The 17141-nt window shown below is 64.9% G+C and carries 14 protein-coding genes, 2 tRNA genes and 1 pseudogene; 3 read left to right on the forward strand and 14 right to left on the reverse strand.

Annotation, left to right across the window (positions count from 1 at the left end):
* From KBW95_RS21235 to KBW95_RS21250, 4 genes and pseudogenes are all read right to left on the reverse strand, one after another.
* Positions 1 to 1102, reverse strand: a pseudogene (locus KBW95_RS21235) (hypothetical protein); the annotation flags it as partial.
* A gap of 190 nt (positions 1103 to 1292) precedes the next feature.
* Positions 1293 to 2288 (reverse strand): MBL fold metallo-hydrolase, encoded by a 996-nt coding sequence (locus tag KBW95_RS21240; protein ID WP_229429928.1) that lies wholly within the window; start codon positions 2286 to 2288, stop codon positions 1293 to 1295.
* Between the two features lie 88 nt (positions 2289 to 2376).
* Positions 2377 to 2787, reverse strand: a complete 411-nt coding sequence (locus KBW95_RS21245; protein WP_229429929.1) for a DUF5710 domain-containing protein — start codon at positions 2785 to 2787, stop codon at positions 2377 to 2379.
* Positions 2788 to 2823: 36 nt separating this feature from the next.
* Entirely contained in the window at positions 2824 to 3723 is a 900-nt protein-coding gene (locus tag KBW95_RS21250) for a LysR family transcriptional regulator (RefSeq protein WP_211525394.1), read from the reverse strand.
* A gap of 109 nt (positions 3724 to 3832) precedes the next feature.
* On the opposite strand from KBW95_RS21250, the gene KBW95_RS21255 reads away from it, so the two are divergent.
* Together KBW95_RS21255 and KBW95_RS21260 are read left to right on the forward strand one after the other, a co-directional pair.
* Positions 3833 to 4249: a TerB family tellurite resistance protein gene (locus KBW95_RS21255; protein WP_211525395.1), complete on the forward strand. Its 417-nt coding sequence runs from the start codon at positions 3833 to 3835 to the stop codon at positions 4247 to 4249.
* Positions 4250 to 4267: 18 nt separating this feature from the next.
* Entirely contained in the window at positions 4268 to 5254 is a 987-nt protein-coding gene (locus KBW95_RS21260) for a TerC family protein (RefSeq protein WP_211525396.1), read from the forward strand.
* 33 nt (positions 5255 to 5287) lie between these two features.
* Here KBW95_RS21260 and KBW95_RS21265 read toward each other — a convergent pair.
* From KBW95_RS21265 to KBW95_RS21290, 6 genes are all read right to left on the reverse strand, one after another.
* Positions 5288 to 5364: transfer RNA gene (locus tag KBW95_RS21265), tRNA-Arg, on the reverse strand.
* 134 nt (positions 5365 to 5498) lie between these two features.
* Positions 5499 to 5575 (reverse strand) — tRNA-Pro (locus KBW95_RS21270).
* Positions 5576 to 5664: 89 nt separating this feature from the next.
* Positions 5665 to 7005 carry a phosphoglucosamine mutase gene (glmM, locus tag KBW95_RS21275; RefSeq protein WP_211525397.1) on the reverse strand — a complete coding sequence of 447 codons (1341 nt, stop codon included), beginning with the start codon at positions 7003 to 7005 and terminating at the stop codon, positions 5665 to 5667.
* A 24-nt stretch (positions 7006 to 7029) separates the two neighbouring features.
* Complete coding sequence (folP, locus tag KBW95_RS21280; RefSeq protein ID WP_211529291.1) at positions 7030 to 7878, reverse strand: dihydropteroate synthase; 849 nt, start codon at positions 7876 to 7878, stop codon at positions 7030 to 7032.
* 71 nt (positions 7879 to 7949) lie between these two features.
* Positions 7950 to 9836 (reverse strand): ATP-dependent zinc metalloprotease FtsH, encoded by a 1887-nt coding sequence (gene ftsH, locus KBW95_RS21285; protein ID WP_211525399.1) that lies wholly within the window; start codon positions 9834 to 9836, stop codon positions 7950 to 7952.
* Positions 9837 to 10025: 189 nt separating this feature from the next.
* Positions 10026 to 10706 (reverse strand): RlmE family RNA methyltransferase, encoded by a 681-nt coding sequence (locus KBW95_RS21290; RefSeq protein ID WP_211529292.1) that lies wholly within the window; start codon positions 10704 to 10706, stop codon positions 10026 to 10028.
* A gap of 42 nt (positions 10707 to 10748) precedes the next feature.
* Between KBW95_RS21290 and yhbY the strand changes: the two genes are divergently transcribed.
* Positions 10749 to 11219, forward strand: a complete 471-nt coding sequence (yhbY, locus tag KBW95_RS21295) for a ribosome assembly RNA-binding protein YhbY (protein WP_211525401.1) — start codon at positions 10749 to 10751, stop codon at positions 11217 to 11219.
* A gap of 235 nt (positions 11220 to 11454) precedes the next feature.
* On the opposite strand, the gene KBW95_RS21300 is transcribed toward yhbY, so the two are convergent.
* From KBW95_RS21300 to carA, 4 genes are all read right to left on the reverse strand, one after another.
* Complete coding sequence (locus KBW95_RS21300) at positions 11455 to 11940, reverse strand: DUF4149 domain-containing protein (RefSeq protein ID WP_211529293.1); 486 nt, start codon at positions 11938 to 11940, stop codon at positions 11455 to 11457.
* Positions 11940 to 12413, reverse strand: coding sequence for a transcription elongation factor GreA (gene greA / locus KBW95_RS21305; protein WP_211525403.1), 474 nt, complete (start codon positions 12411 to 12413; stop codon positions 11940 to 11942). The genes KBW95_RS21300 and greA overlap by 1 nt, the downstream gene beginning before the upstream one ends.
* Before the next feature lie 121 nt (positions 12414 to 12534).
* Complete coding sequence (carB, locus tag KBW95_RS21310) at positions 12535 to 15765, reverse strand: carbamoyl-phosphate synthase large subunit (protein ID WP_211529294.1); 3231 nt, start codon at positions 15763 to 15765, stop codon at positions 12535 to 12537.
* Complete coding sequence (gene carA, locus KBW95_RS21315; protein ID WP_211525405.1) at positions 15758 to 16948, reverse strand: glutamine-hydrolyzing carbamoyl-phosphate synthase small subunit; 1191 nt, start codon at positions 16946 to 16948, stop codon at positions 15758 to 15760. The genes carB and carA overlap by 8 nt, the downstream gene beginning before the upstream one ends.
* Positions 16949 to 17141 lie beyond the last annotated feature (193 nt).

Raw genomic sequence — 17141 nt, forward strand, 5'->3', positions numbered from 1 at the left:
ACGATGCCTCGGCGGCGCGCCGCGCCGATTCCTCGGCAAGCTGCCGGGCCAGGCGCTCGGCGCGGGCGCGCTCCGCGGCCTCCTGCTGGGCGCGCTCCTCCGCCAGCCGGCGCTGCGCTTCCTCGATGCGGTGGCGTTCCGCCTGCTCCTGCGCCAGCCGCTGGGCTTCCTCGCGCTGGCGCTGGGCCAGCTGCTCCGCTAGCCGGCGCTGTTCCTCCTGCGCGCGGCGCTGCGCCGCGACCTGGGCCTCGCGCGCCGCCGCTTCCTCCGCCATGCGCTGCTGGACCTGGCGCGCCACTTCCTCCTGTTCGCGCTGGCGTAATTGCGCAGCGGCCTCTTGCGCGAGGCGCGCGTCTTCCTCGGCGGCGCGCTGGCGTTCGGCGAGCAGGCGCGCACGGCGCGCCTCGTTCTCCCGTTCGGCCGCAGCCAGGCGCTCCCTTTCTTCTTCGCGAACGCGCCGCGCTTCGTCCTCGGCGGCCAGCCGCAAGGCTTCCGCCTCCGCCTGCGCGTTCGGGTCGCTCTGTTCTTCCACCGCGGTATCCGCTCGCTGCGCGGTCGCCGCTTCGGGCATGTCCGGAGCGATCGGCTCAGGCGGCTCGCCCGCTGCTTCAGGCTCCGGCGCCGCATCCGCCAGCAAGGCTTCAGGCGCGGGTGCGACCTCCGGCAGCGGAACGACGAACTCCGACTCGATACGCGCCTCGGCGGCGATCAGGGGTGTCGTCACTGACGCTACCCGCCGCCGCGGCGTGACGGGCCGCACGCGCTTGGTGGGGTTGGCCTTGGCCTTGGCCTTGACCTTGGGCTTGGGCGCAGGCGCCGTTTGCGCGGGCGCGGGCGGAACTGGATCGACCAGGCGCAGTCCGGCGACGGGCGCCTGGGGAGCGGGGACGGCAGGACGCGGCGCAGCCAGTGGTGCAGGTGCAAGCGCCGGCGCCGGCAGTGGCGCAGGATCCGGCTTGGGCGTCGGAGGAAGCGGCTCCGACAAGGGCGCGGGCGGGACGGATGGCGCCAGGCTCACGGTGATCGGCCCGCCACTGCCGAGATCGAGTCCGGGCACGCCGAACTGCAGCGAGAGCAGCAGCGCATGAAGCAGAACCGACACCGCCACGCCAGTCGCGAGGCGCCGGTCGGCGCGGCTTTGCTGCTGGTGTCGGCTGCGTGCGTTCGCTGTCGGCATGCCCTTCTGCTTGCGATATTGTCAAGCAGGCATCTTAGCGTTTACTCAGCCGTTGTGCGAGACGTGCACGATAGGAATCGCGCCGCCTGCGCGGCGTGTCAACAAGGGGCGGCGCTCAGGGCCGGGCGGGCGCGAACTGGTAGGTTTCGCCGTGTTTCAGGTAAATGACGTCCTTTTCCAGGCCGGCCGCCTGGACTTCGCGGGCGAATTCCGCGAGCGGGGACTTGAACACGTCGTAGTCGTTGTAATGGATCGGCACCGTTTTCTTCGGCCGCACCAGCTGCATCATGCGCACCCCGTCCTTGCCGTCCATGGTGACCTTGACGACGCCGAGGATGCGGGTGCCGCCCAGGTGCAGCAGGGCCAGGTCGATGCCCGGAAAGTAGGTCGGAATGGCCTTGATGTCGTCGTAGACGAGGGTGTCGCCGCTGATGTACATGCGGTAGGCCGGCGCCTGTGGATCCGGGCCGAAATCGAGCACCGCCCCCATCACCCTGGGCAGCAGGGCCGCCACGCCGGCCGGTCCATGGCGGCCCGGCGTGGCCGTCACGCGCAGGCGCGCCTCCCCGCGCCGCACTTCCAGGCGGTCCCACACCGACAGTCCATAGACGCGCGTAAACCCCATGCGCTTGAGTCCTTCCCCGCCCTCCTTGGTGGTGACGATCGGCGTGGCGCGGCCCAGTTTTTCCTGCACCAGCTGGTCGAAGTGGTCGCCGTGCAGGTGCGACAGCACGACCAGGTCGATCGGCGGCAGGTTCTCGAAGGCGATGGCGGGATTGGTCAGGCGCTGGGACTTGAGGCCATAGCCCAGGTGCACATGGTCGCCCTTGTGCAGGAAATTCGGATCGGTGAGGATGGTGAAGCCCTGGAAGCGGATCAGCACGGTCGCGGTGCCGATGAACTGCACGCTGCCCTCGCCCGAAGCCGCCGCCGCAGGCGCGAGCTGCAGGGTGAACATGTCTCCTTGCGGGACCTCGGCCTGCGTCTGCGCCCGGCTCCGAGCCTGGGTTTCAGCCTGGGCCTCAGCCTGCTCCTGGGCATGCGCGAGCGCTGCGGCGCATGTGAAGAGCGTCGCCAGGGCCAGGCGGTGCAGCGGTCGGGCAAGGGTCATGCGTGTTCCTCCGGTCAGGGCGAACCGGCTGGTTCGCGCTGACGCACAGTAGCACGCGTGCGCGCGGGCAGGCGTACGCTTCGAAGGTTCAGGCCCCGGGCTTGAGCTCGGCGATGCGGCGCCGTGCGGCCGCCCAGTCGGTGCCGGCCAGCGCCGCTTCGCAGGTCGCGCAAGGCTCGAAGGGATTGCAGTCGTGCGTGTAATCGATGCAGTTGGCGCCGATCACGATCTTGGCGGCGTAGGCGTCGACTCTTCCCGTGGGCGAGACGGCGCCGCCCTTGGGCAGCCATTTTTCGAAGGCGTCGAGCGCCACGCCGTCTGGCACGTACCAGCGCTTGCGGGTCGGATTCCATCTGGCGCCGAGTGCTTTGGCGCCGTCCTTGTCGGCGTATGGGACATCGAGAAACTGCATGGTGTGTGACAGGTAAAGATCGATCGAATCGTCCCGGCGGCGCGCGGGACGGCAGCCGCGGCGGCGGCAGTGGCTTGCAGCACGCATGATAACCCGGCGCCGCCCTCCTCCCCAAATCCGCGCCTAGCCGCCGTGCTCGAACAGCTGGCCCGCCCGGTCCAGGATGCGCTGCAGCGCAGGGTGATGGACCCGCCTTTCCACGGTCACGGCGTAGAACTGCTCGACGATGGTGTCGACGATGCCCACCTGTTCCAGGCCGTATTGCCCGCACACGCCGGCCGCCAGCACGGCGGGCACCGCCATGAAGCCTGCCCCGGCGCCGGCGAAGGACATGAGCAGCGCGCCGTCGTCGAATTCGCCGACCACGATGGGACGCAGGCGCTGCGCTTCGAGCCAGGCCTTGAGCCGGCTGTGCAGGGTGGCGTCCTGGCCCGGCATCAGGAACGGCGCCTCTTTCAGGCGCTGGGGAAACGCCCCCGGCCGGGCCCGGCACAAGTCCGGATGGCCGACGACCGCCACAGCACTGGACCCGAGCAGATGGGTATGGCCGCGCACGGTGCCGCCGGGGGGCAGCCCCTGGTCGGAGATGACCAGGTCGAGCCGGTGCGCGCTCAATTCCTGGACCAGGTCGGCGAAGCGGCCCTCGCGGCACACCAGGCGCATGGCCAGGCCGGCGTCGCGGGCAGGCTGCAGCAGGCGGAAAGCCATGGTCTTGGGTATCACGTCGCAGATGCCGACGCGCAGGGTTTCGGCCCCGGTGAAGACGCCGCGCCGGATCGCCTGCTCGAGTTCGTTGCCGATGCTGAAAATCTGCTCGGCATACTGCAGCACGGTCTTGCCTGCCTCGGTCAGCTCCAGCAGGCGCCCCTTCTTGCGGAACAGTTCCTCGCCCAGCTGGGCCTCGAGCACCTGCAGCTGGGTACTGATGGCTTGCGCCGAGACATGCAGCTGCTGGGCGGCCCGCACCACGGTGCCGGTGGTGGCGACCACGTGAAAGTACTGCAGGTGCTTGTAATTGATCACCGGCGAATCCATCCAAAAAATTTGATGATTGCGAAAGTTTATTCGATTTTACTTTCGCATTGTCGCTTCGTATAGTGGGTGTTCCAGTTCACCACCCGAGAGGATTGCCATGAGAACCTATGCCCCCAACAGCCATAAAGCCATTTCGCGCCTGCTCGCGCTGGCGATGATCATCGACGGACGGCTGGCGCCGCAGGAACTCAAGGCGCTGCACCACAGCGGCCTGCTGCGCCGGCTGGAGGTCAGCGAGGACATCTTCGACGAGACTGCCGGCGAACTCTGCCAGGACCTGCTGGCGGCGGCGAGCGCGCGCCAGGCGGGCGCGAGCGGCGGCGAGGTGGAACTCGATCCCGAGACCATCGACCGCCTGCTGGCCGAGGTCGACGCACCCCTGCTGCGCGTGCTGGTACTGCAGGGCATGCTCGACATCGTGCGCGCCGACAAGGTGATCGACCACCGCGAACGCCGGCTGCTGCGCCGAGCGACCCACGCGTGGATGCCGGCCCTCGAACCCGCCGACAGCTGACGACGCCAGGAGGACATCATGGATCTGCTCTATACCGTCTGGCTCGGCGCACCCGTCTGGATGTGGGCGAGCTTCGTCGCCATCGTGGTGGCGCTGCTCGCCTTCGATCTGGGCGTGCTCAACAAGGATGACCACGTCATCGGCGTGCGTGAAAGCCTCAAGCTGTCGGCCCTCTACATCGCGGCCGGCCTGGCCTTCGGCCTATGGGTCTGGCACGCCTTCGGCAGCGAAAAGGCCCTGCACTTCTACACGGGCTTCCTGATCGAGAAGAGCCTGTCGCTGGACAATATCTTCGTGATATCGCTGATCTTCGCGACCCTGGCGATCCCGGCGGCCTACCAGCACCGGGTGCTGTTCTGGGGCATCCTGGGCGTGATCCTGACCCGCGGCATCATGATCGGTGCGGGCTCGGCGCTGGTGGCCAGCTACTACTGGGTGCTGTACATCTTCGGCGCGATCCTGGTGATCACCGGCATCAAGATGTTCTTCGCTTCCGACAATCCGGACCAGATCCGCGACAGCGCCGTGCTGAAATGGCTGAAAGGCCGCCTGCGCATGACCGAGGGCATGCGCGGCAACGCCTTCCTGGTGCGCGAGCCGGATCCGGCCCGCCCGGGACATACGCTGCTGCTGGCCACGCCGCTGTTCCTGGCGCTGTGCATGGTCGAGATAACGGACGTGATCTTCGCGGTCGACAGCGTGCCGGCGATCTTCGCCATCACCAGCGATCCCTTCATCGTCTACACCTCGAATATCTTTGCGGTGCTCGGCCTGCGCGCCCTGTACTTCGCGCTGGCGGCCATGGTGGAACGCTTCACCTACCTGAAATACTCGCTGGCGGCGGTGCTGGTGTTCATCGGTTCCAAGATCTTCCTGGGGGACTTCGTGTTCGACGGCAAGGTGCCGGCCAGCCTGTCGCTGGCGGTGACGGCGGTGCTGATCGCGGCGGGTATCGGCTATTCGCTGTGGCGCACGCGCTCCGGCCTGGACGACCGCGCTGCGTGATGAAGATCCGACGGGCGGGTCGGCGAAGGAAACTGGCCCGCCCTGAGGGAATCGAACCCCCGACCCACAGCTTAGAAGGCTGTTGCTCTATCCAACTGAGCTAAGGGCGGAATGAAGAGAGGCGCTACTATAGCGCGCCAAGCGGGGGCTTGCAACACGGCACTACTCAGTGTGCAAACTTGGTGGGCATGCTGGAGACGCACGAAAAACAGGCCGTCGTGGACGGCCTGTTTGTTTGTCCGGCTGGTCGGAGTACAAGGATTCGAACCTTGGACCCCCTGCTCCCAAAGCAGGTGCGCTACCGGGCTGCGCTACACTCCGACGCGATTTCATGATACTCCCGAAGGAGCGCCGCGCCAACCCGGACACGATTGAAGCCGGTGACGGCCTTCAATCGTGCTTGACGCCTGTCAAGCCGCCAGCTTGTCGGCGATGCGGCGCGCCATGCTTTCCGCGACGTCCGCTTCCTTGGCTTCCACCATGACGCGGATCAGGGGCTCGGTGCCCGAGGCGCGGATCAGCACGCGGCCGCCGTCGCCCAATTCGCGCTCGACGGCTTCCTTTTCCGCCACCAGGGCCGCGTCCTTGGTCCAGTCGAAACCGGCCGGCACTTTCTTGTTGATCAGGGTCTGCGGATAGAGCTTGAGCTCGGCGCAGCACTCGGCCAGCCCCTTGTTGTCGCGCTTGAGCGCCGACAGCACCTGCAGTGCCGAGACGATACCGTCGCCGGTGGTGTGCTTGTCCAGGGCCAGCAGGTGGCCCGAGCCCTCGCCGCCCAGCAGCCATCCGCGTTCCTTCATCACTTCCAGCACGTAGCGGTCGCCGACCTTGGCGCGCGCGAAGCCGACGCCCATCTGCTTGAAGGCCACTTCCAGCGCCATATTGGTCATCAGGGTGCCGACGGCGCCGGCCACCGGGCCGGTCGCCATGCGGTCGCGCACCATCACGTATAGCAGTTCGTCGCCGTTGTAGATGCGGCCGTTGGCGTCGACCATGATCAGGCGGTCGGCGTCGCCGTCCAGGGCGATGCCGAGGTCGGCCTTGTTGCTCACGACCGCTTCCGACAGCGCCTTGGGCGCGGTGGCGCCGACGCCGTCATTGATGTTGAAGCCGTCCGGCTGGGCGCCGATCGAGATCACCTCGGCGCCGAGTTCGTGGAACACGTGCGGGGCGATGTTGTAGGCGGCGCCGTTGGCGCTGTCGACCACGATCTTCAGGCCGCGCAGGTCCAGTTCGTTCGGGAAGGTGCTCTTGCAGAATTCGATGTAGCGGCCCTGGGCGTCGCGCAGGCGGGTCGCCCGGCCGAGTTTGTCCGAGGGCACGCAGCCCATCGGCTGGTCGATCGCCGCTTCGATCTCGAGTTCGACGGCGTCCGGCAGCTTGGTGCCGTGTTCCGAGAAGAACTTGATGCCGTTGTCCTGGAAGGGGTTGTGCGAGGCCGAGATCACGACGCCGGCCTGCAGGCGCAGCGCGCGGGTCAGGTAGGCGATCGCCGGGGTCGGCATCGGGCCGGCCAGCATCACGTCCACGCCGGCGGCCGAGAAGCCCGCTTCCAGCGCGGCTTCCAGCATGTAGCCGGAAATACGGGTGTCTTTACCGATCAGCACGACCGGACGGCCGCTGCTCGACTTGGCGCCTTTCACCAGCACCGTGCCGGCGGCATAGCCGAGGCGCATGACGAAATCCGGGGTAATCGGCGCAACGCCCACGAGTCCACGGACGCCGTCCGTACCGAAATATTTGCGTGCCATTCTTGTCTTCTTTTCTTTCCTTGATTAATCGATGGTCGCCGCATGCCACACTTTCAGGGCATCGACGGTGTCTGCTACATCATGCACACGCACAATTCTAGCGCCATGCGCTACCGCAGCCAATGCCGCCCCAATGCTGCCGGCGACACGCTGCTCGACCGGGCGCCCGGTGACGGCCCCGATCATGGACTTGCGCGACATCCCTGCCAGTACGGGCAGGCCGAGCTCGTCGCGGATGCGCGCCAGGTGGCGCAGCAAGGCGTAATTATGCTCGACGGTCTTGCCGAAGCCGAAACCGGGGTCGAGGCAGAGGCGTTCGCGCGCGATCCCGGCGGCCGTCATTGCCTTCACCCGCTCGCCCAGGAATGCGATCACCTCGGCCACGACATCGTTGTACTGCGGCGCCTGCTGCATGGTCTGGGGCGTGGCCTGCATGTGCATGATGCACAGGCCGCAATCGCTGTCCTGCACCGCCTCGATCGCCCCGGGCGCCCGGAAGCCGTTGATGTCGTTGATCATGTCGGCGCCCGCGATCAGGGCTTCGCGCATGACCTCCGGCTTGCAGGTATCGACGGACAGGGCCACATCCAGGGTCTTGAGCGCGTACAGCGCGGGCATCACGCGGCGCAGTTCCTCATCCAGCGGCACGCTGGGCGAACCGGGGCGGGTCGACTCGCCGCCGATGTCGATCATGGTGGCGCCGTCGCGGATCATCTCCTCGGCGTGCGACATGGCGAATTCCAGCCCCTGGTAGCGGCCGCCATCGGAAAAGGAATCGGGAGTGACGTTCAGGATGCCCATCACGACGGGCATCCCGGCGTCCGGGCCTTCCAGCGGGAAGCTGAAACGGCCGCAGTGCAGGTTCTTGGACATACAGGGAGTAAGTGGCGTTAACGTACAAGAGGCATCCTGTCGGATGCCTCTTGGAGAAACGGATCAGCGCATCAGGCCGGTGCGGTGGCGTTCGGCGCCACGCCACCCGGGCCGCTGTCGCCCGGCGGCGTACGCTTGGTCAGCAGGCCGGCCTTCGGCTGGCGCGGCTCGCGGCCGGCCATGATGTCGTTGATCTGCTCGGCGTCGATGGTTTCCCAGTCGAGCAGCGCCTTGGTCATCATCTCGACCTTCTCGCGGTTTTCTTCGAGCAGGCGGCGCGCCAGGGCGTACTGCGTGTCGAGGATGGCGCGGATCTCGGCGTCCACCTTTTGCTGGGTCGCCTCCGAGATGGTCTTGGTGCTGCCGCCGAAGAAGCCGTCGTTCTCGCTGTCTTCGTAGACCATCACGCCCATGCTCTCGGACATGCCGAAGCGGGTCACCATCGAGCGGGCCAGCTTGGTGGCGCGGGCGAAGTCGTTCGAGGCGCCGGTCGACATCTGGCCGACGAAGATCTCTTCGGCGATGCGGCCGCCGAACAGGATCGAAATCTCTTCCAGCATCTTGTCCTTGTAGCCGGACAGGTTGTCGTGCTCAGGCAGCTGCCAGGTCAGGCCCAGGGCATAGCCGCGCGGCATGATGGTGACCTTGTGCACCGGATCGGCCTTCGGCAACAGCTTGGCGACCACCGCGTGGCCCGACTCGTGGTAGGCCGTGTTGCGGCGCTCTTCCTCGCGCATGACCATGGACTTGCGTTCCGGGCCCATGAAGATCTTGTCCTTGGCGTCCTCGAAGTCGATCATCTCGACCAGGCGCTTGCTGCGGCGCGCGGCGAACAGCGCGGCCTCGTTGACCAGGTTGGCCAGGTCGGCGCCCGAGAAGCCCGGGGTGCCGCGCGCCAGGATGTCGGCCTTGACGTCGGTGCCGATCGGGACCTTGCGCATATGCACGTTGAGGATCTGCTCGCGGCCGCGGATGTCCGGCAGGCCGACCATCACCTGGCGGTCGAAACGGCCCGGACGCAGCAGCGCCTTGTCCAGCACGTCGGCGCGGTTGGTCGCGGCGATCACGATCACGCCCGAGGAGGCTTCGAAGCCGTCCATCTCGACCAGCAGCTGGTTCAGGGTCTGTTCGCGCTCGTCGTTGCCGCCGCCCATGCCGGCGCCGCGGTGACGGCCGACCGCGTCGATCTCGTCGATGAAGATGATGCAGGGCGAGTGCTTCTTGGCGTTCTCGAACATGTCGCGCACGCGGGACGCACCCACGCCGACGAACATCTCGACGAAGTCGGAACCCGAGATCGAGAAGAACGGCACTTTCGCTTCGCCGGCGATGGCGCGCGCCAGCAGGGTCTTGCCGGTACCCGGAGGACCAACCATCAGCACGCCGCGCGGGATGCGGCCGCCCAGTTTCTGGAACTTGGTCGGGTCCTTCAGGAAGTCGACGATCTCGCCCACTTCTTCCTTCGCCTCGTCGCAGCCGGCGACGTCGGAGAAGGTCACGGTGTTGTTGGTTTCATCGAGCATGCGCGCCTTCGACTTGCCGAAGGAGAAAGCGCCGCCCTTGCCGCCGCCCTGCATCTGGCGCATGAAGAAGACCCACACGCCGATCAGGAGCAGCATCGGGAACCAGGAGATGAAGACCTGCTGCAGGAAGGACGGTTCCTCGGGCGGCTTGACGTCGAAGCGCACGCCGTTCTCGCGCAGGTCGCCGATCAGGCCGCGGTCGAGGATGGTCGCGGTCGCGCGCACCTTGGAATCGTCGGTGCGGGTCGCGGTGATGTTCGAGCCCTCGATCACGACGTCCTTGATGCGGCGTGCCTTCACATCGTCGAGCAGCTCGGAATAAGCGATGGTCTTGCTGCCGCCAGCCACGCTATGGGTGTCGAACTGCTTGAACAGCATGAACAGCAGCAGTGCGACCACCACCCAGATGGCGGATTTGGAAAACATATTATTCACGAGAACTCCTCCGATGCGTTCTGCATCTCTACCGATTACAGTACGACGATTTTAACCGCAATAAGCCGACGCCGCCACGCAACGCAAGCAATAGTGCTGAAATGCCATAATTTTAAGTTCGACATGCATACGCAAGCGTTTGCGTCCTGCCAGCCTCACGCGGCTGATGTGTGGCTTGCTCGCGAAAAATCAAGAGTCTTCACTATCGTCATCGCCCGATTTCGGCCCGGCCGGATGTTTCAATCCACGGCCCAGCAGGAAAATTTCGGACGATTTGTCGCGGCTGGCCTTGGGTTTGACCTGTTTGACGGTGCGGAATTCCTCCCGAAACTTTTCCAGGATCTGGGTGAAGCCCATGTCTTTAAAGCACTTTACCAGTAATGCGCCACTCGGCTTCAGGTGCAATTGAGAAAACTCAATAGCCAGGTCGATCAAATGCTCCATGCGCGCCGCGTCCGCGTGCGGAATGCCGGACAGGTTGGGCGCCATGTCGGACAGCACCAGGTCGGCCTTGCGGCCGCCCAGGACTTCGTCGAGATGGTCGAGGAGTTCCTCTTCGCGGAAGTCGCCCTGGATGAAATGCACGTCGGCCACCGGCTCCATCGGCAGGATGTCGAGGCCGATGATGGTGCCGTGGATGCCGCCGCCCTCCTTGCCCGCCAGCTTGCGGCGGGTGTACTGGGCCCAGCTGCCGGGGGTGCAGCCGAGGTCGACGATGACCTGGCCCGGCTTGATCAGCTTTTCGCTTTCGTCGATTTCCTTGAGCTTGTAGGCGGCGCGGGCGCGGTAGCCCTCTTTTTGCGCCAATTTGACGTACGGATCGTTAATGTGGTCGTGCAACCAGTTTTTGTTTAATTTGTTCTTGGCCATTCGCGTAGAATACTGCTTTTAAAGGTACTTCCAAAAAATATTATGCTTAAACTCACTCCGGCCGAGCGCAGCGCACTGCGCGCGGAAGCCCATGGACTCAATCCTGTCGTCATGATCGGCGGCGAGGGCCTGACCGAAGCCGTCATGAAAGAAATCTCCTCGAGCCTGGACGCCCACGGCCTGATCAAGGTCCGCGTGTTCGGCGACGAGCGCGAGGAACGTGTCGCCATGTACGAACAGATTTGCGAGGAACTGGGCGCGGCGCCGGTCCAGCACATCGGCAAGCTGCTGGTGCTGTACCGCCCGAAGAAGGAAGCCGTCAAGGAACGCAGCGGCAAGTCGGGCCCCGGCATGCGCGAAGTCACCATCGTCAAGGCCAGCGCCAGCGGCACCAAGAAGCCGAGCGTCACCAAGGTCATGCTCAAGGGGAATGAACGCGTGACGGCGGGCGGCAACATCAAGCGCGCCAAGCCGCGTCAGACCAGTACCAAGAAAAATTCGCTGAACAAGTGATGAAAACCGGGGTGACCCGGTTTTTTTTCGTCTGTCGTCAGAATGGCCGAGCTTATCGTTTCGACACGCAACCGTTAATCCGTCGTTCCGGCGCAGGCCGGAACCCAAGTTCGCTGCAAACCACTTTCTTTCGCTTTCACCCTGACCGGTGCAAGCCGATAATCTCAGTATTCAAGGGAATTGGGTTCCAGCCTTCGCCGGAACGACGTGCCGGGGCAGCGGGTCAAATAGAGGCTCAACGGCTCTTCAGAATCAGCCAAGCCCCCAGCAAGCTCTCCACCAGATGGAACAGCTGCGACACCCCATGCATCACCGCGAACTGGGTCCAGTACGGAGACGCCCTCACCCCGCCCGCTCCCGCCAGCTCGCGCAGGTGGGCCATGGCGGGCTGCAGCCCGACAAAGATCACCAGCGTACACGCCAGCATCGCCAGCACCAGCCAGCCCAGGAAACGCCGCCTGGCAGGCGGCAGATCAGCCGAAAACTTCAGCAGCACCAGCAACAGCATGGCGCAGGCAATCGACAGCCAGGCCTGGCGGCTCAGGAGCACCGACACGACATCGCCCGCCAGCTTGCTCGGCAGGACAGCAAACGCCGCCGGCGCCGCGATATAGCCCAGCGCCCACAGGCCGCCCGCCCACAGGCAGGCCAGCAACAGGCGCGCGCCGGCCAGGCGTCCGCCTGAACGGACTACCTGGACAGGCGCGGCGTCGGCAGCCATCAGACGTAGCGGACTTCCAGAATCTCGTACTCGCGCGGACCCGACGGGGCCTGCACTTCGACCACGTCGCCGGCGTATTTACCGATCAGCGCACGGGCGATCGGCGAAGTCACCGACACCTTGTTCATCTTCAGGTCGGCTTCATCGATGCCGACGATCTGGTAGCTGACTTTCTGGCCGCTGTCCAGGTCTTCCAGGTCGACGGTCGAGGCGAACACCACGCGGCCTTCCGCGTCCAGGGTGGCCGGGTCGATGATCTGGGCAGTGCTCAGCTTGCCTTCGAGCTCGGCGATGCGGCCTTCGACGAAAGCCTGGCGCTCCTTGGCGGCATCGTACTCGGCGTTTTCGGACAGGTCGCCATGCGAACGCGCCTCGGCGATCGCGTCGATCACGATGCGGCGCTCCTTGGTCTTAAGCTGGTGCAGTTCTTCCTTGAGAAGTTCAGCGCCGTATTTGGTCAATGGAGTGTTCATGGTCTTCTGTTTCAATCGTTAGAGGCCCATACCCGCCACTCAAAGTGAAAACCACAGAGGCACACGGCGCACGGCCGCGCGAGCTCTGTGGTTTTATTCTGAAGCGGGTACTACTTGCCGCTTAGTTTAAGGTGTTATGGAGGCCTTGTAAATCGTACACACGCAGTTCGTCGATGTGGGACATGCCCTCGATCGCCGCTTCCGCGCCCGCGATGGTGGTATAGGTCACCACGCGCGATTGCAGGGCCGAGGTACGGATGGTGCGCGAGTCGGTGATCGCCGAACGCTTTTCTTCCACCGTATTCACGACCATGACGATCTCGCGGTTCTTGATCATGTCGACCACGTGCGGGCGGCCTTCCAGGACCTTGTTCACCGGACGCACCGGGATGCCGGCCGCCGCGATCACGGCCGCCGTGCCCTTGGTCGCCACCAGCGAGAAGCCCAGCTTGACCAGCTCGCGCGCCACGCCGACGGCGCGCGGCTTGTCGGAGGCCTTCACCGACAGGAACACCACACCGCTCTTCGGCAGGATGATGCCGGCCGCCAGCTGAGACTTCACGAAGGCTTCGCCGAAGGTCTGGCCCACGCCCATCACTTCGCCGGTCGACTTCATCTCCGGTCCCAGGATGGTGTCCACGCCCGGGAATTTCACGAACGGGAACACGACTTCCTTGACGCTGTAGAACGGCGGCACGACTTCGGTGGTGATGCCTTGCTGGGCCAGGGTCTGGCCCACCATGCAGCGCGCCGCTATTTTTGCAAGCTGCAGCCCCGTCGCCTTCGACACGAAAGGCACGGTACGCGAGGCGCGCGGGTTCACCTCCAGGACGTAGACGGTATCGACGGTCTTGCCCTCGACTTCGGTCTGCTGGATCGCGAACTGCACGTTCATCAGGCCGACCACGTTCAGGGCCTTGGCCATCAGCGAGGTCTGGTGCTTCAGTTCATCGATGGTCGACTGCGACAGCGAGTACGGCGGCAGCGAGCAGGCCGAGTCGCCCGAGTGCACGCCGGCCTGTTCGATGTGTTCCATCACGCCGCCGATGAAGGTGGCTTCGCCGTCCGAGATGCAGTCGACGTCGACTTCGATGGCGTCGTTCAGGAAGCGGTCCAGCAGCACCGGAGAATCGTTCGAGACCTTGACCGCTTCGCGCATGTAGCGCTCCAGGTCGCGCTGCTCGTGGACGATTTCCATCGCGCGGCCGCCCAGCACGTAGGACGGGCGCACCACCAGCGGGTAGCCGATTTCCTGGGCCAGTTCGAGCGCCTCGGCTTCGGTGCGCGCGGTGCGGTTCGGCGGCTGGCGCAGGCCGAGCTTTTGCAGCAGCTGCTGGAAGCGCTCGCGGTCTTCGGCGGCGTCGATCATGTCCGGCGAGGTGCCGACGATCGGCACGCCGTTGGCTTCCAGGTCGAGCGCCAGCTTCAGCGGGGTCTGGCCGCCGTACTGGACGATCACGCCCACCGGCTTTTCCAGCTCCACGATTTCCAGCACGTCTTCCAGGGTCAGCGACTCGAAGTACAGGCGGTCCGAGGTATCGTAGTCGGTCGACACGGTCTCCGGGTTGCAGTTGACCATGATGGTCTCGTAGCCGTCTTCGCGCATGGCGAGGGCCGCGTGCACGCAGCAGTAGTCGAACTCGATGCCCTGGCCGATGCGGTTGGGACCGCCGCCCAGCACCATGATCTTCTTCTTGTCGGTCGGGTTGGACTCGCACTCCTCGTCGTAGGTCGAGTACATGTAGGCGGTGTTGGTCGCGAACTCCGCGGCGCAGGTGTCGACGCGCTTGTACACCGGGCGGATGCCCAGGGCGTGACGGCGCGCGCGCACGCTTGCCGGCGTGGTCTTCAGCAGGAAGGCCATGCGGCGGTCCGAGAAGCCCTTCTGCTTCAGTTTATAGAGCAGCGGCTTGTCCAGGGCTTCCAGGGTCTGGGTCTCGAGCCACAGCTCGATGTCCACGATCTCCTTGATCTGCACCAGGAACCACATGTCGATCTTGGTCAGGTTGTGCACTTCTTCCAGGGTGAAGCCCTGGGCGAATGCGTCGCCCACGTACCAGATGCGGTCCGGACCCGGCTCGCCGAGCTCCTCTTCGATCTTTTCGCGGTCGCGGGTCTTTTCGTTCAGGCCGTCCACGCCCACTTCCAGGCCGCGCAGGGCCTTCTGGAAGGATTCCTGGAAGGTGCGGCCCATCGCCATCACCTCGCCCACCGATTTCATCTGGGTGGTCAGGTGCTTGTCGGCGGTCGGGAATTTCTCGAAAGTGAAGCGCGGGATCTTGGTGACCACGTAGTCGATCGAAGGTTCGAACGAGGCCGGGGTCGCGCCGCCGGTGATCTCGTTGCGCAGCTCATCGAGGGTGAAGCCGACGGCCAGCTTGGCCGCGACCTTAGCGATCGGGAAGCCGGTGGCCTTCGAGGCCAGCGCCGAGGAACGCGAGACACGCGGGTTCATCTCGATGACGATCATGCGGCCGTCCTTCGGGTTGATCGCGAACTGCACGTTCGAGCCGCCGGTGTCGACGCCGATCTCGCGCAGGACGTTGATCGACGCATTGCGCATGATCTGGTATTCCTTGTCCGTCAGGGTCTGCGCCGGCGCCACGGTGATCGAGTCGCCGGTGTGCACGCCCATCGGGTCCAGGTTTTCGATCGAGCAGATGATGATGCAGTTGTCCTTCTTGTCGCGGACCACTTCCATCTCGTACTCTTTCCAGCCGAGCAGCGATTCTTCGATCAGCAGCTCGTTGGTCGGCGAGGCTTCCAGGCCCCGCTTGCAGATCGCTTCGAATTCTTCTTCGTTGTAGGCGATGCCGCCGCCGCTGCCGCCCATGGTGAAGGACGGACGGATGATGGTCGGGAAGCCCAGCTCGCGCTGCACGGCCCACGATTCTTCCATCGAGTGGGCGACGCCCGAACGGGCCGAACCCAGGCCGATCTTGGTCATCGCGTCCTTGAACTTGGCGCGGTCCTCGGCCTTGTCGATGGCTTCCGGCGTGGCGCCGATCAGTTCCACCTTGTACTTGTCCAGCACGCCGTTGCGGTGCAGGTCGAGCGCGCAGTTCAGCGCGGTCTGGCCGCCCATGGTCGGCAGGATCGCGTCCGGACGCTCTTTTTCGATGATGCGCTCGACGACCTTCCAGGTGATCGGCTCGATGTAGGTCACGTCGGCCGTTTCCGGGTCGGTCATGATGGTCGCCGGGTTCGAGTTGACCAGGATGACCTTGTAGCCTTCTTCGCGCAGGGCCTTGCAGGCCTGGGCGCCCGAGTAGTCGAATTCGACCGCCTGGCCGATGACGATCGGGCCCGCGCCGATAATCAGGATGCTTTTGATATCACTACGCTTAGGCATTTACTTTTTCCTCTGCATTTATTTCTTCTCCACGGGCTTGCATCAGGCTGATGAAGCGGTCAAACAGATAGGCGACGTCGGTCGGGCCGGGCGAGGCTTCCGGGTGGCCCTGGAAGCAGAAGGCCGGCTTATCTAGGCGCTCGAAGCCCTGCAGCGAGCCGTCGAACAGCGACACGTGGGTCACGCGGCAGTTGGCCGGGAGGGTTTCCGGGTCGACGGCGAAGCCGTGGTTCTGCGAGGTGATCAGGACCTTCTTCGAATCGAGGTCCTGCACCGGGTGGTTCGCGCCGTGGTGGCCGAACTTCATCTTCATCGTCTTGGCGCCCGAGGCCAGGGCCATGATCTGGTGGCCCAGGCAGATGCCGAAGGTCGGGATGCCCTTCTCGATCAGTTCGCGCGAAGCCTTGATGGCGTAGTCGCAGGGTTCCGGGTCGCCGGGGCCGTTGGCCAGGAAGATGCCGTCCGGGTTCAGCGCCAGCGCGTCTTCGGCGGTGGCTTGCGCCGGCAGCACGGTAACCTTGCAGCCGCGCTCGGCCAGCATGCGCAGGATGTTGCGCTTGACGCCGTAGTCGAAGGCGACCACGTGGTATTGGGGATTCTCTTGCTTGCCGAAGCCCTGGCCCAGCTTCCACTCGGTCTCAAGGAATTCGTACGGCTCTTTCACCGAGACCACCTTGGCCAGGTCCATGCCCGCCAGGCCCGGGAAGGAGCGCGCCAGTTCCAGCGCCTGGGCGGTGGACGGCTCCGCGCCTGCGCTGCCGGTCAGGATGGCGCCCGCTTGCGCGCCCTTTTCGCGCAGGATGCGGGTCAGCTTGCGGGTGTCGATGCCGGCGATGGCCACGACGTTTTCCTGCTTCAGGTAGTCCGACAGCGATTGGGTGGAACGGAAATTCGAGGCCAGCAGCGGCAGGTCGCGGATGATCAGGCCGGCGGCGTGGACTTTGGAGGCTTCCACGTCGGCAGGGTTGACGCCGTAGTTGCCGATGTGCGGATACGTCAGGGTGACGATCTGACGCGAATAGCTGGGGTCGGTGAGGATTTCCTGGTAGCCGGTGATCGCGGTGTTAAACACCACTTCGCCGGTCGTATGGCCGACTGCGCCAATGGAATATCCTTTGAAAATCGTTCCGTCTGCGAGAGCCAGGACGGCTGGGACGGCTGGGCCAGAAAAAAATGGCGGCAAGGGTAACTCCCAATAAAGTTACCGTAGCTGCGCCACGTCAGACCGACATCCAATGGTCCTGGGCAGGTGTGTGTCGCCAGGGCTTGGAGGCCAAGTTGAATGAGGGATGGTGGGTAGTCGCTACGGCTGATGTGTGAATGGTTAAACTTCCAAATTATAGCGCGAATCGCCCTCTTCGGCAATGCAGCAATTT

It is taken from the genome of Massilia sp. ZL223, assembly GCF_018119395.1.
GTDB lineage: Bacteria > Pseudomonadota > Gammaproteobacteria > Burkholderiales > Burkholderiaceae_D > Telluria.

Coding starts and splice junctions, on each gene's coding strand:
- KBW95_RS21240 (WP_229429928.1), bottom strand. CDS start 2,288: ATGACCCTTGCCCGACCGCTGCACCGCCTGGCCCTGGCGACGCTCTTC.
- KBW95_RS21245 (WP_229429929.1), bottom strand. CDS start 2,787: ATGCGTGCTGCAAGCCACTGCCGCCGCCGCGGCTGCCGTCCCGCGCGC.
- KBW95_RS21255 (WP_211525395.1), top strand. CDS start 3,833: ATGAGAACCTATGCCCCCAACAGCCATAAAGCCATTTCGCGCCTGCTC.
- KBW95_RS21260 (WP_211525396.1), top strand. CDS start 4,268: ATGGATCTGCTCTATACCGTCTGGCTCGGCGCACCCGTCTGGATGTGG.
- glmM (WP_211525397.1), bottom strand. CDS start 7,005: ATGGCACGCAAATATTTCGGTACGGACGGCGTCCGTGGACTCGTGGGC.
- folP (WP_211529291.1), bottom strand. CDS start 7,878: ATGTCCAAGAACCTGCACTGCGGCCGTTTCAGCTTCCCGCTGGAAGGC.
- KBW95_RS21290 (WP_211529292.1), bottom strand. CDS start 10,706: ATGGCCAAGAACAAATTAAACAAAAACTGGTTGCACGACCACATTAAC.
- yhbY (WP_211525401.1), top strand. CDS start 10,749: ATGCTTAAACTCACTCCGGCCGAGCGCAGCGCACTGCGCGCGGAAGCC.
- KBW95_RS21300 (WP_211529293.1), bottom strand. CDS start 11,940: ATGGCTGCCGACGCCGCGCCTGTCCAGGTAGTCCGTTCAGGCGGACGC.
- greA (WP_211525403.1), bottom strand. CDS start 12,413: ATGAACACTCCATTGACCAAATACGGCGCTGAACTTCTCAAGGAAGAA.
- carB (WP_211529294.1), bottom strand. CDS start 15,765: ATGCCTAAGCGTAGTGATATCAAAAGCATCCTGATTATCGGCGCGGGC.